Raw genomic sequence first — 11,736 nt, 5'->3', positions numbered from 1 at the left:
CGGCCAACCGCCAGGCCAGCCGGCGCCGTCGGCTGTTGGCGGCCCTGATGCGCATGTGGCTGGGCCCAGGCGATAGCGGCTCAGTCTTCGTGCTGCTCGTGGTCAGCCTCTCGCCAGGAAGAGCCGACCGCGCGGGCCAGCTCCTCCAGCGTGAGCGCGATCCGACCGCCGTCTGCCACACGCTCCCGCACGACGGAGTCCGGCGCCGACCGTTCCCCGCGCGTGCGCACCGCCCACTGCCCGTCGGCAACCATCAGGATGCTCCCCATCGTCCAAGGCCGTCCGGCTGACCAGATCTTGCGCTCCAGCGCCGCCCCATCCCGGCGTCTGCTTCCCCGCTCGGTCACTGTGCTCCCCCTTCGTCCCGCTGTGGCCTTTCGCCGCAACCCAGTTAGGACAACGGAGTGGGCCGCTGCATTCCCGCGCGCCTGCGGTGCCTCAACCTACGAGTTGAGGCTGAACAATGGTCACCGTGTTCTTGAGACCCACGTCGAAGATGTCGAAGATATCGAAGTCCACCACGCCCCGGTCTGCAGCCCACGTGATCTGCGCCCCCCGACCGAGCGGCCCGCCCGAATCTCGAAGGGCTGTGCCGACTGGGCCGTTGCTTTCGGATCAGCGGTTCGTTGATCGAACGGCGCCGTGAATGCCCTCAGGGCGCCTACCGTACTGCCCTGCCGATAGTCGCTGTTCCGATCACAGGCACTGCGGCCGCGGCTGGGCAGCGATCCAACGGCCAGAAGGGCTCGGCGAGGTTCGACGTGGAGAAGTCGGAGTCCCGGTTCAGTCCGGCGCTGGCAGCTGCACCGACCGCCACTGATGCCCCGCCTGCGCCGCCCGTCGCGGCGGACCCGACTGCCGTCCCCCTCCCGCGGCGTCTCACCGCGTTGGACGCGTTCCGCGGCTGCCTCGTCGTTCTGCGCCTCTCACCACGGGAGGTTCCCGGATCGGTCGATGAACTGTCCCGTCGGCCCGTCCGGGCCGATCGTCGCGAGGGTCACGATGGACTCCGCACCGTCGGCGACGCTGTGTCCGAGGCCGCCGGTAAAGTCGGTCGCGGTCTGCCCGGGGTCTGCGGCGTTGACCTTCATGTCCTTCAGTTCCTTGGCGTACTGCGTCGTGAGCATCGTGACCGCGGCCTTCGAGGCGCAGTAGAGGGGCAGGGCAAACTGCGACTCGATCCGCGCCGGGTCCTGGGTCATGCTGAAGGAGCCCATCCCGCTGGACACGTTGACGATGACGGGGTTCGGCGACTTGCGCAGCAGCGGGAGGAAGGCGTGCGTGACGCGCACGATCCCGACGACGTTCACGTCGAGCACGGCGCTCACGTCGGCCGCGGTGTACTCCTCGACGGGGCCGACCTTGCCGAGGACGCCGGCGTTGTTGACCAGGACGTCGATCGTTCCCTCATGCGCGGCGACATCCGCGGCCGCGGCCTGGACCGAGGCGTCGTCGGTCACGTCGATCTGGATGAACCGGGCGCCGAGTGACTCGGCCGCGGCCCGACCGCGCTCACGGTGGCGGGCGCCGAGAAGGACGGTGTGCCCCGCCTCGACGAGGCGACGAGCGGTTTCAAAACCGAGGGACTTGTTGGCCCCGGTGATGAATGTGGTGGTCATGCTGGCTCCTCCTGGTCCGAACAGCACGGTCGTTCGCTGTTCACGCACTCCATGTTGGGTTCCCGGGAGGGTTGGCGGGAGCTACGGGACTTCCTGGTACCGCGCGTACCACCCAGCAGTCTGGTTCACCCGACGAGGCGGAATGCGGGCCTTCATCCCTGAGGAGACATCCTCTGGACCCCGATGGTCGCAAGGAGTTCTAGTTTGCTGCGGGCGTCGGTGCCTGGCTGCGGCGTGTACACAACGAGGCGGAGGTTCGTGTCCTGGGTGTTGAGGATGTCGGAGTTCATGGCGATGTCTCCGACGTCCGGGTGCTGGACGAGTTTGTGCGCACTCTGGTGACGGCCCACCGCTCGGCGGCTCCACAACTCGCAGAACCGTGGGTTGAGGTTCAGCCTCGATACCAACGCCGCGAGGTCGGGATCGTCGGGGTATCGGCTCGTCGTCGCGCGCAGGTCGGCGACGAGGGACTCCTCGAACGCCGCCCGCTCGGCCGCCGTCTGCCGGACTCGGGGCAGCTCGCCCAGGAACTGCCAGACCAGGACGTTGCGGTCGCCCACACCGCGGACCGTGGGATCGCCGAACGTGGCCGCGAACAGCGGATTCCAGTGCAGCAACTGCCAGGTGGCGTCGTAGATCGCCAGTGGGTTGCCGGCGAGCTGGTCCACGATCCGGTACAGGCTCCCTGGGATCATTCGTGGGACCCGGCTCGGATCCGCTGCATGACCGGCCATGCGCAAAAGGTGGGCGTGCTCGTCGTCGGACAGGTGCAGGGCGCGGGCCAGGGCCGAGCAGACCTGCGCCGAGGGTGTCGCCACCCGTCCCTGCTCCAGCCGGACCACGTACTCGACCGAGATGCCGGCCAGCGTCGCCAGCTCCGCGCGTCGCAGACCGGGGACCCGACGGGGTGAGCCGTGTGCGAAGCCCACCGTCGCGGGGTCCAGCCGGTTCCGCCACGCCCGCAGCGCGGCGCCGAGTTGATCCATGCTCACCATCCTCCCGCACACCATGCCCCGTTGGGTGGTACGTGCTGTACCACGAAGTCCCGTAGCTCCCGCCGACGCTCCCTGGGGCTCAGTGTCGAGTCGTGAACGGCGCACAACGATGCTGTTCGGAGTCAGGAGGAGCAAGCGTGACCACCACGTCGAACCACTACGTCACCCTGCTGTGGGAAGCCCGGGCCAAATCCGGGAAGGAAGCCGCGATGAAGGCGTTCATGACAGCCGCCGTCACCGCATCGCGCTACGACGCGGGCAACATCGACTACGAGGCTCACCAGATCGAGGGGCAACCGGGCGCGTTCGTCATCTTCGAGCGCTGGGAGAGCCGCGAGGCACTGGAAGGCCACCTGCAGGCACCCCGTATGCAGGACCTGGTGCCCCAACTGCTGGAACTGATGGACGGCAGCATCGAGGACGGGATCCGCTTCCTGCAGCCGTTCCGCCCGGCACGGTAGGCCGACCCGCAGCACGGCGGTCGTGATCGTCGTGCTCCGACGCCGAGCGGTTTCGAGCAGCTGAACGGCAGCGCGGGCACGGCCGTCCTTCGTGATCACTGAGCGTAGAGACAGCATGATCACGTGGATCCGTGCCTGCTCTGCATCCTTCCCCACACCCGATACCTTTTGATGACCGTCAGTCAGCTACATGACCAGGTCAATCACCTCGAAGCGCCGAAGTCAGTAGGTGAGATACATCCCGCCGAACGAGCCGTCGAATCCTGTGTCCGTGATGGCGGCGTCGAGGGTGGGGTAGTTGGTCCACTGGCCGTTGACCATCGCGTCGAAGTCGGCCCGGGGGATCTCCGGCTCCAGCCACTCGTTCGCGCAGCGGCAGCGGATGTAGACGTTGCGGCCCTGGTTGATCAGCAGCCAGTCGCGGCGGCCCTTGCAGGCCGAGCAGATGACCGGGATGCCGCCGAGGGCGAGTTCGCCTGAGTGGTTGAGGCAGCGGTTGACGCCCGGTCCGCTCGGAGGCGCGGTCTCGTTCTGCAGTTGGAGCAGCGGGTCGCTGGGCGGCGTGGCGGTGAGGGGCGTCGGTGCCGGCATCGTGTGGTGGTCGGTGGTTCTGGTCACGAGCGTGTTCTCTCCGTCGAGTGCCTTCGGTTCATCCGTAACAGCTGGTGGAACTGGTTGTCCAGGGCATTGCCCGGTCCGGCAGGCCGGAGGTCGGTCCGCCGGACCGGGGGTCAGCGGCGAGGCGCGCGGTTGCGCGGCTCGGTCGCGGCGGACGTGGTCGGGGTGTTGGTGGCCCGGTTGGTCTTGGCGCGGCCGGTCCCGCTGCCGGGGCTGCGGGGCGCGTCTGGGTGGGCCGGGAGTTTGGCGAGGCGGCGCAGTCGCCAGACGAGGACGTCGTTGACGTCTTGGGCAGTGCCCAACTCTCGCTGTGCGATGGCCTCCTGCAAGAGGGCATCCGGGTCGTAGCCTGCCTGCTCGGCCTGGGCGAGGGTGGCGGCCAGCGCGTCCCAGCGCTCCGCCTTGCGGGACCGGCCATCGGTCTCGGGCAGAGCGGCGCGGATGGTGGCGTCGAGACGGCGGCGTTCGGGTTCGGGCAGCGCTCGTCCCTGCTCGCGCATGGCCTTCATCGGCGTGGTGGCGGCCTGGCGGTAGGCGGTGCGCAGGTGCTCGGCGGCGTTGCGAGAGGCGGCGGCCTGCTGGGCGTGTCCTCGGGCGGAGTGCCAGCGGGATGCTGCCAGGGCGGCCAGGATCAGGGTGGAGAGCAGCATCGCTGTCGCGCCGCCGTCCTCGCCTCGGCCGAGTGCGCCGCCGGAGTGGATGATGCCCCGGGCGGCTGAGCGCAGGGCGCGGTTGTCGGCCCGCTCGGCACTGACGTGGCTGCGGGTGGCGCGCTCGTAGGCGCGGGCTGCGGCGCGTAGTTCGTCTCGGGTGGCGGCCAGTGAGGTCTGGGCGACGGCGTCGAGGAGTTCGCCGACGCCGACGAGCTGGGCGGCGGCTTCGTCGCCATCGGTGTCGAGGTCGACGGCGGCGCACTCGGCGAGCTGGCTCGCGTGGCGGCGGGCGCTGGCGGGCGGTGACCAGCGGGTGTTCGTGCCGGTGGTGTCGGCGGGGAGAGCCTTGGCGGCCTGGTCGATGGGTCCGGTGGCCAGGCGCTGGCGGATCTTGGGGAGGGAGAGGTCGGGGGCGAGTGTGGAGCCGGAGAACCAGATGGGCTGGTCGTCGCGGTTGCGGTCGCCGGGCAGTGCGACGGAGTAGCCGAGGGTGTCGCCGGAGGGGGCGAGGCGGGGCTTGACGCGGATGCCGGCTGATCGCAGGCGGGCGAAGAACTCGGCTTCGCTGGCGGCTCCGGTCACGGCTTGGCGGACCGCCTCGCGCAGGGTCTCGCGCGGGGTGTCGGTGTGGCCGGTGCGCTCGGCCTTGAAGCGTTCTTGGCTGGTGGGGTTCTTGGCGGCGGTGCCGTCGCCGGGGTTGAGTTGGCGCAGGCCCATCTCCTTCTCGATCAGGCGGCATTCGGTCTGGGCCTTCTTCTTGTCGTAGTTCATCCGGGGGCGGCGCAGGTCTCCTCGGACCATGGTGGCCAGGATGTGGATGTGGTCGTCGGCGTGGCGCACTGCAACCCAGCGGCAGCCGTCGGGGTCGCCCGCGGGCCCGAGGCCCGTGGCTTGGACCAGGCGGCTGGCGACGGTGTTCCACTCCTCGTCGGTCAGGAGCCGGTCGCCGGGGTCAGTGCGGACCGAGCAGTGCCAGACGTGTTCGGTCGGGGCATCGGTGCCGGCCTGCTTGACCCGTAGGTCCAGGGCGGCGGCGAGTCGGGCGAGGGTGGCCTTGGGGTCGGGTTCGGGGCTGGTGTCTCGGCCGGGGTCGGGGGCGAAGCCGTCCCAACTGCCGACGAGGTGGGGGTCGGTGTGTTCGTCGCGCTTGCCCGGGCCGTAGAGGTAGACGAGCAGACCGTGGGTGCGGGAGCCGCGTCGGATCTTGGGGATCATCAGGTGCGCTTCTTCACGAGCGAGGTGGCCGTGTCGTCGACGGAGGCCAGGATGCGGGTCAGGACGCCGAGGATGTGGTCGAGTTCGCCGGGGCGTGCGTGTCCGCCGGCGTTGTAGACGTAGGCGATCTGGTTGATGTTGTTGCCGACGCGGGAGATGGCAGCGCGCAGGGCGGCCAGCTCGTCGATGGCGGCGTCGAGCTGCTCGTTGTTCTTCAGGGTCGTGGATCCGCGGGCGGCGGCGAGAGCGGCGGTGGCGAGGTAGCCGGAGGGGTACAGGCCGGCGCGCTTGGCGGCGGCGGTGATCTCGGCTTTCTCGTCGGGTTTCAAGCGCGCGGCGATGACGTCTTCGCGGTGGGTTGGTTGGTAGCGGCGTCGACGGGGCTGACGGTCCGGGAAGGCAGGTTCGCGCGCGGGCGGTGAGTCGGTGGCGGGGTCGGCTGGTGCTTCTCCTCCTCCCGGTGCCCCCTGGTGCCCCAGGCTCTGCCGGTCCCTGGGCGCCCTCGCCCGGGGACCGGCAGAGCCGTCCTCGCACCCCTGGGCGAGGGCATTCGCTTTGGATAGCCCTTTGGGATATCCAATGCGACAACTTGCTCCGCCAGGAGCCTGATCACGGTCACCTTCCGGTCCTGGGGTGGTTGCGGCCTGGTCGGTGCCGGTCATCGGGTCGTCTCCGTGTCCGGCTGCTGGATGTCGCGCACGAGGTCCTCGATCCAGTCGATGGCCAGGACCGGGTGGTGGAGAGTCCAGGGGCGGGAGGAGCGGTCCCGTTGGACGGTCCGGGTGCCGTCGGGGCCCACGTCGACGCGATGGAGGTGTCCGTGCTAGTGAAGGACGGTCAGCCAGGAGTCCGCCTCGGCCCAGGTGGCGGGGGTGGTGCGCATGGCGAGGGCTCCGTTTCGGTGGTGTGCGTGTGGGTTGGGTGGGTGACCGGCCGGGATGACTTGTGCAGTCACCATGGCCGGTCAGTTCCGGTGGGCGGTGACCGGCCGGCCTTGCTGTTCGCGGAGCTGCGCCATCAGCTGGGTCAGGGTGTCGCTGGACAGCGGGATGCGCTGACCGCGGATCGCCCCGGCGACCACCTTCCGGGTCAGCTTGTCCTCCGCCCTGACCGCCTCTCGGGCGATCTCCAGCAGCTCCTCGGTATCCGGGTCAGCGCGCCGGCCACTGCCTTCCCGGTCAGCCGGGTAAGTGACCGGCGGCTGCGTGACCGGGAGACTGACCGACTGACCTACCGGCGCCCGGACACTGACCGGTTGGGCGGTGACCGACCCTTCCTCGACCGGTCGGTCACTGACCGCCGAGGCTCTGTCCGGCTGACCGCCCAGGTCAGCAGGGTCGGTCACCGCGACCGGCCTGGCCAAGGTCAGCGTCGGCCGGTCAATCGGCGCTGTGACCCAACCGCTGACCGGCTGACCGGCGGTCAGCTGCGCGTTGTCCGTACCTCCGGTCACTGCGGTCACCGGCTCGTCCCGGTCAGCGGGAATAGTGACCTGACCGCGCTCGCCCCGGCGGTCGCGGTCACCCGGGCTGACCCGGTGGGCGTCGGTGACCGGTCCCCGGGCGATGAGGATGTACAGGTGGACGGCTCCGCCCAGCGCGAGCGGCGCGACCGTGGACAGGACCGCCACCACCGTGTCGCCGAGCCGCAGGCCATTGACCGCGGTGCTCTGCTGGTTGAGTCGGACCGCGTGCAGCGCGTTGGCCCAGACGCTGGTCGCCGTGGCCGCGCCGAAGAGCGTCCACACGTAGAACCGGGCACGCAGCGGGGCATCGCGCAGGACCAGGAGGGCGCGGACGCCATAGGCGATAAAGCCGTCGATGACCAGGGGGAAGAGGCCGGCCAGGAAGCCCCGAACGTGGATGGCGACGGCCATCTGCTCGAGCGCGCTGAAGGACAGGGCGCATCCCGCACCGCCGAGAGCGATCACGACCGCGCGGTCCCAGCCCGTGACGTGCGCGGTGCCCGGCGAGGTCTCGGTGGCGGTGCTCATGCCGCCGTCCCGAAGTCGTCGCGCTCCAGGTGGTCCTGGGAGTTCCAGGACCTCTTGCCGACCCTCGCCGCCTGCTGGAGCTCCCGGTTGCGGAAGGCTCGGCGGGTCTCGCGCAGGAGCTTCGTCGCGTGCTCCTCACTGATCTTCAGAAGTCGGGCGAGGCGTTCGACCGTCACGCCCTGGCGGTATCCGGCGAGGACCACGGCGCGACGCTCGGCCTTGGTGAGGTGGATGTCGCGCCCGGCGAGGGTGGCGCTGACGCGGGCGTAGTCCAGGCGCTTGGCGATCTTCTCGTGCAGAGGGGCTCGTTCCTCCTGGGTCAGGCCGCCCCGGATGCCGTGGGTCTCGTTGCCTTCGAGCGCGGCGTCGAGGCAGGCGAGGCGGACGGGGCACTGGCCGCAGAGCGACAGGGCGGTGGTGATCTTCTCGGTCTCGTCGGGTTCGGGGAAGAAGATCTCCGGGTCGACGGGGTTGTACTCGCTGGGGTGGCAGACAGCCTGGTCCTGCCAGGTGTGGTCGCCGAGCGACCGGTAGCGGGCAGGGCCAGCCGGGCTGGTCGTGGTGGTCATGTGGGGTTGCTCCGATCGCTCTCCGCGCGCAGGGCGGCGTCGGCGGAGAGGTGCACTGGGTCGGTGAAGGGCGAGGCGGCGCGCCGGGGGCGAGGCCGGGTAGCGGCGGGTCAGGCGACGCGCTGGTGGCGTCTGCGGTCGACCGGCTCGAACTCGACCTGGGTGGTCATCTGCCGCAGGCGTGAGGCGACCCGGTCACCGAGGTAGGCGCGGAGTGCACCGATCGCCAGATTGGTGGTGATCAGGGTCGGCAGGCAGTGGTTGTACCGGCGGTTGATCAGCCGGTAGGTCTGCTCTTCGACGAACTCGGACGACTTGGCAGCGCCGAGATCGTCGAGGATGAGCAGCGGCACGCGGCTGTAGGCCGCCAGCACCTGCTCGCCGTCCGTGCCGGAGCTGGGCCGAAGCTCGGCGTAGAGGTCAGCGGCGGTGGTGGCGCGCCAGCGCACGCCGATGCCGGCCTGCACCAGAGCGCGGACCGCGCCGTACGCCTGGTGCGTCTTCCCGGCGCCGACGACCCCGGCCATCAGCAGGCTCGGCCCGGTGGTGAGTTGGCGGCGGGCGCCGGTGCTCGGGGCAACGGCCTGGTCGGCGACCTGTCGCACCCAGGCCAGGACCTGCGGGTGCGTGGCGACCGCGTCCCGATAGCGCGGCGGCATCCCGGCGGACAGGGCTTCCAGCGGCGAGTACGGCTCGGCGCCGGCGCCCGGGGTGTTGACGGTGGCCTGGTCAATGCCTCTGGCGGCGAGGATTCGGGCCATCCGGTCGAGCACCGTTGTGCCGTTGGCGAAGGTCTGCGGGTCACGGTTGCGGCGCATCACAGCTCCTCGGCGTAGGCGGCGGCAGCGTCGGCCGGATTGGTCCACGCCTGGTGAGCGGGCACGTTAGGCCGGAATCCCGGCCGCGCCAAGCCGGCAGACCGTGCGTTCATGGCGTCGTTGACCAGGCTCGGCAGCCGGGACGGGTGGCCCTGGATCTCGGCGAACCGCCGCAGCCCGACGCGGACCTGTTCGGCCGCGATGCCCTCGGCGAGCAGGTTCTTGACGACCTTGCCGAGGTGGGCGAGCACGCTGGCCGGCGGACGCTCGACGCAGGTGGCGACGTACTCGCCGACGAGCTGGCTGGCCGAGGCCGTGGCGTCGGGCGCCTCGCGCCCCGTAGGGAAAGAAGATCCAGGATCCAAGATCCTAGATCCAGGCGTCGAGGGCTCCGGGAGGTTTCGGGGAGCCTTCGGGGAAGCCTCGACGAAGGTCGCCTGACCTGCGGCTTTCCTCGGGGGGCTGACCGGTGCCTGGCCGAGGCCGAGCAGGGTGTCCGGTGCGGCGCCGGTGGCGGGTAGCGCAGCGGCGGGAGGTGCTGGTGAGGGCTCGACGGGCCGATCGAGGACTCCCGGGGCGTTCGCCGAGGCCTCGTCGAATCCTCGGGGAGAGTTCGACGAGGCTGCCCCGACGCGGAGGGGATCCGCGGCGGAAGCGTCGGCCCGCTGGACGCACGGTCCCTTGCAGAACCCGCAGCGCTCCGGTGCGCAGTGGGGGCAGGCCGGCAGCCGGGACAGGCTCGGCTTGTCGATCTTCTGGTGGCGGTCCCACGTGAGGTAGTGCAGGTACCGCTTGCCGTCACAGCCGGTGTACCGGTGGATCAGGCCGACGCGCTCCATCTGCATGAGACCGACGCTGATCGCGCAGTGCTCCAACGACGCCATCGCGCCGCTCGAGGTCGGCGCGTTCGTCCATGCCCAGGTTCCCGGCAGCGAGTTGGTGACACTGACCGCGACCGGTCACTGCCCCCAGCTCAGTGCCCCGCAGGCCACCGCGGAGGCGATCATCACGTTCGTCCGGGAGCGGCGGTGATGGTCCGGTCCGACGGCGAGGACCCGCACGGCCGCGGGCCCGCCTCTGCGGACGACCACGCGGCGCTCTTCTCCGCCCTGCTGGAGGACAGCGCCGTCGACCTGTACGAGAACGCCCCCTGCGGCTACCTGTCGACCCTGATGGACGGCCGGATCGCCAAGGTCAACACCACCCTGCTGACCTGGCTCGGCTACCGCCGCGAGGAGCTGGTGGGCCGCCGGCGCTTCGCCGACCTGCTCACCGTCGGCGGACGCCTCTACCACGAGACGCACTTCGCCCCACTGCTCACCCTGCAGGGCGAGATCGGCGGCATCGCCCTCGAACTCACGGCGGCCGACGGCACCCGGCTGCCGGTGCTGGTCACCTCCACCGTCCGAACCGGCGACGACGGCCTGCCCCTGCTGATCCGCACCACGATCTTCGACGCCCGCGACCGCCGCGCCTACGAGACCGAGCTGCTGCGCGCCCGCCGGGAGGCCGAGGACACCCGCCACGAGGCCGACCGGGCGCGACAGGTCGCCGAGCGGGCGCACCAGGTCGTGGAGGTCGAACGGGCCCGACTGCAACGCCTGGTCGCCACCCTGCAACGCAGCCTGTTGCCCCCCTCGCTGCCCGCGCCGGCGGGCCTGGACGTCGCCGCGCACTACCACATCGCCTCCGCCGACGAGGTCGGCGGCGACTTCTACGACCTCTTCCCACTCGACGGCGGCACCTGGGGCCTGTTCCTGGGCGACGTCTGCGGCAAGGGCGCCGAGGCCGCCGCCGTCACCTCGCTGGTCCGCTACACGCTGCGCGCCGCCGCCGTCTACGACCCGGCCCCCGCCGCGGTACTCGCCAACCTCAACACCGTCCTGTCCCACGAGTACCCCGGCACCGACCCGCGCTTCTGCACCGTCCTGTTCGGCGTCCTCACCCCCGACATCGGCCCCGAGTACGAAGACGACCCGGGCACCGAGCGCGCCACCGGCGGCTACCGCCTCACGCTGGCCGCCGGCGGCCACCCCCCGGCGATCCTGCTGCGCGCGGACGGGGACGCCCACTACCTGCCCACCCCCGGCGGCCAGCTGATCGGCGTCATCCCCGACGCCCACATCGCCACCACGACGGTGCGCCTGGCCCCCGGGGACACCGTGCTGCTCTACACCGACGGTCTCACCGAGGCCCACACCGCTCCGCGCGGCACATCCGGTGATCAGCCCGGTGGCCGGCGCCGGGGCGACGAACGCTTCGGCGACGAGGCCCTGCTGGACTTCGCAGCGTCACTGGCCCCCACCACCGCACCGGCCGCCATCACCGCCCTGCGGACCCTGCTCGAAACCCTCGGCACCGGGGTGGACGACGACACCGCCCTGCTGGCGCTCAGCATCCCCCACCCCACCCCGGAGCCGAACCCGTGACCGAGTTGACCACCACGATCCGCTCCACACCGACCGGTCCGGTGCTGGAGATCGCCGGGGACCTCGACTTCCACAGCGCACCCGGCGCCCGCGAGGTCCTGCTGGGCCTCACCCCGGGCCCCGGCGAGCTGCTCGTCGTCGACCTGAGCGCGCTCACCTTCTGCGACTCCACCGGCATCAGCCTGCTGGTGGCCGCCCGCAACCACGCCCTCGGGCACCAGGCCCACATCGCCCTGGCCGGCGTCCCCAGCATCGTCACCCGCATCTTCGACGTCACCGGTCTCACCCGGATCTTCGCCACCCACCCCACCGCCCAGGACGCCGCCGAGCGGTGGGTGACCCGCACCGACGGCTGAGCGGGGCCGG

14 protein-coding genes and 1 pseudogene are annotated in these 11,736 nt (G+C 70.9%); 4 read left to right on the top strand and 11 right to left on the bottom strand.

Translation table 11 applies throughout. The features are described 5' to 3' along the window. Positions 1 to 80 precede the first annotated feature (80 nt). The 3 genes from ABD323_RS22885 to ABD323_RS22875 all read right to left on the bottom strand — a co-directional run bounded on the left by ABD323_RS22885 (position 81) and on the right by ABD323_RS22875 (position 2,605). Positions 81 to 269, bottom strand: a complete 189-nt coding sequence (locus ABD323_RS22885) for a hypothetical protein (RefSeq protein WP_344443772.1) — start codon at positions 267 to 269, stop codon at positions 81 to 83. Positions 270 to 926: 657 nt separating this feature from the next. Further along, on the bottom strand, positions 927 to 1,619 hold the full coding sequence (locus ABD323_RS22880; protein WP_344443771.1) for an SDR family NAD(P)-dependent oxidoreductase: 693 nt from the start codon (positions 1,617 to 1,619) through the stop codon (positions 927 to 929). A gap of 152 nt (positions 1,620 to 1,771) precedes the next feature. Continuing rightward, positions 1,772 to 2,605, bottom strand: a complete 834-nt coding sequence (locus tag ABD323_RS22875; protein WP_344443770.1) for a helix-turn-helix transcriptional regulator — start codon at positions 2,603 to 2,605, stop codon at positions 1,772 to 1,774. Positions 2,606 to 2,751: 146 nt separating this feature from the next. On the opposite strand from ABD323_RS22875, the gene ABD323_RS22870 reads away from it, so the two are divergent. Next, positions 2,752 to 3,075: a putative quinol monooxygenase gene (locus ABD323_RS22870; protein ID WP_344443769.1), complete on the top strand. Its 324-nt coding sequence runs from the start codon at positions 2,752 to 2,754 to the stop codon at positions 3,073 to 3,075. A gap of 222 nt (positions 3,076 to 3,297) precedes the next feature. Here ABD323_RS22870 and ABD323_RS22865 read toward each other — a convergent pair whose 3' ends face one another. From ABD323_RS22865 to ABD323_RS22830, 8 genes are all read right to left on the bottom strand, one after another. After that, the gene (locus ABD323_RS22865) at positions 3,298 to 3,693 is read right to left on the bottom strand and encodes a hypothetical protein (protein WP_344443768.1); all 396 of its coding nucleotides are present in this window, start codon (positions 3,691 to 3,693) and stop codon (positions 3,298 to 3,300) included. A 113-nt stretch (positions 3,694 to 3,806) separates the two neighbouring features. Continuing rightward, positions 3,807 to 5,561 carry a relaxase/mobilization nuclease domain-containing protein gene (locus ABD323_RS22860; RefSeq protein WP_344443767.1) on the bottom strand — a complete coding sequence of 585 codons (1,755 nt, stop codon included), beginning with the start codon at positions 5,559 to 5,561 and terminating at the stop codon, positions 3,807 to 3,809. Further along, on the bottom strand, positions 5,561 to 6,223 hold the full coding sequence (locus ABD323_RS46080; protein ID WP_425556119.1) for a plasmid mobilization protein: 663 nt from the start codon (positions 6,221 to 6,223) through the stop codon (positions 5,561 to 5,563). Before ABD323_RS46080 ends, ABD323_RS22860 begins: the two co-directional genes overlap by 1 nt. Continuing rightward, positions 6,220 to 6,360, bottom strand: coding sequence for a hypothetical protein (locus ABD323_RS46075; protein WP_425556117.1), 141 nt, complete (start codon positions 6,358 to 6,360; stop codon positions 6,220 to 6,222). Before ABD323_RS46075 ends, ABD323_RS46080 begins: the two co-directional genes overlap by 4 nt. Positions 6,361 to 6,525: 165 nt before the next feature. After that, positions 6,526 to 7,554: a DUF2637 domain-containing protein gene (locus ABD323_RS22845; RefSeq protein WP_344443765.1), complete on the bottom strand. Its 1,029-nt coding sequence runs from the start codon at positions 7,552 to 7,554 to the stop codon at positions 6,526 to 6,528. Further along, complete coding sequence (locus ABD323_RS22840; RefSeq protein ID WP_344443764.1) at positions 7,551 to 8,123, bottom strand: WhiB family transcriptional regulator; 573 nt, start codon at positions 8,121 to 8,123, stop codon at positions 7,551 to 7,553. Before ABD323_RS22840 ends, ABD323_RS22845 begins: the two co-directional genes overlap by 4 nt. Positions 8,124 to 8,233: 110 nt before the next feature. Next, positions 8,234 to 8,941: an ATP-binding protein gene (locus ABD323_RS22835; RefSeq protein ID WP_425556116.1), complete on the bottom strand. Its 708-nt coding sequence runs from the start codon at positions 8,939 to 8,941 to the stop codon at positions 8,234 to 8,236. Then, positions 8,941 to 9,780 (bottom strand): hypothetical protein, encoded by an 840-nt coding sequence (locus ABD323_RS22830; RefSeq protein WP_344443762.1) that lies wholly within the window; start codon positions 9,778 to 9,780, stop codon positions 8,941 to 8,943. The genes ABD323_RS22835 and ABD323_RS22830 overlap by 1 nt, the downstream gene beginning before the upstream one ends. Positions 9,781 to 9,790: 10 nt before the next feature. On the opposite strand from ABD323_RS22830, the pseudogene ABD323_RS22825 reads away from it, so the two are divergent. The 3 genes and pseudogenes from ABD323_RS22825 to ABD323_RS22815 form a co-directional block, all read left to right on the top strand. Continuing rightward, positions 9,791 to 9,973: pseudogene (locus tag ABD323_RS22825) on the top strand (alpha/beta fold hydrolase); the annotation flags it as partial. Next, positions 9,973 to 11,370: a PP2C family protein-serine/threonine phosphatase gene (locus tag ABD323_RS22820; RefSeq protein ID WP_344443761.1), complete on the top strand. Its 1,398-nt coding sequence runs from the start codon at positions 9,973 to 9,975 to the stop codon at positions 11,368 to 11,370. The pseudogene ABD323_RS22825 and the gene ABD323_RS22820, both read left to right, overlap by 1 nt. After that, positions 11,367 to 11,726 (top strand): STAS domain-containing protein, encoded by a 360-nt coding sequence (locus ABD323_RS22815; protein WP_344443760.1) that lies wholly within the window; start codon positions 11,367 to 11,369, stop codon positions 11,724 to 11,726. Before ABD323_RS22820 ends, ABD323_RS22815 begins: the two co-directional genes overlap by 4 nt. Positions 11,727 to 11,736 lie beyond the last annotated feature (10 nt).

The organism is Kitasatospora nipponensis (assembly GCF_039528135.1).
Classification (GTDB): domain Bacteria; phylum Actinomycetota; class Actinomycetes; order Streptomycetales; family Streptomycetaceae; genus Kitasatospora; species Kitasatospora nipponensis.
Note: the sequence above shows the minus strand (reverse complement) of the source record. Positions and strands in the feature narration are given on the sequence as shown.

Coding starts and splice junctions, on each gene's coding strand:
- ABD323_RS22885 (WP_344443772.1), bottom strand. CDS start 269: ATGGGGAGCATCCTGATGGTTGCCGACGGGCAGTGGGCGGTGCGCACG.
- ABD323_RS22880 (WP_344443771.1), bottom strand. CDS start 1,619: ATGACCACCACATTCATCACCGGGGCCAACAAGTCCCTCGGTTTTGAA.
- ABD323_RS22875 (WP_344443770.1), bottom strand. CDS start 2,605: ATGGATCAACTCGGCGCCGCGCTGCGGGCGTGGCGGAACCGGCTGGAC.
- ABD323_RS22860 (WP_344443767.1), bottom strand. CDS start 5,561: ATGATCCCCAAGATCCGACGCGGCTCCCGCACCCACGGTCTGCTCGTC.
- ABD323_RS46080 (WP_425556119.1), bottom strand. CDS start 6,223: ATGACCGGCACCGACCAGGCCGCAACCACCCCAGGACCGGAAGGTGAC.
- ABD323_RS22845 (WP_344443765.1), bottom strand. CDS start 7,554: ATGAGCACCGCCACCGAGACCTCGCCGGGCACCGCGCACGTCACGGGC.
- ABD323_RS22840 (WP_344443764.1), bottom strand. CDS start 8,123: ATGACCACCACGACCAGCCCGGCTGGCCCTGCCCGCTACCGGTCGCTC.
- ABD323_RS22835 (WP_425556116.1), bottom strand. CDS start 8,941: ATGCGCCGCAACCGTGACCCGCAGACCTTCGCCAACGGCACAACGGTG.
- ABD323_RS22830 (WP_344443762.1), bottom strand. CDS start 9,780: ATGGAGCGCGTCGGCCTGATCCACCGGTACACCGGCTGTGACGGCAAG.
- ABD323_RS22820 (WP_344443761.1), top strand. CDS start 9,973: ATGGTCCGGTCCGACGGCGAGGACCCGCACGGCCGCGGGCCCGCCTCT.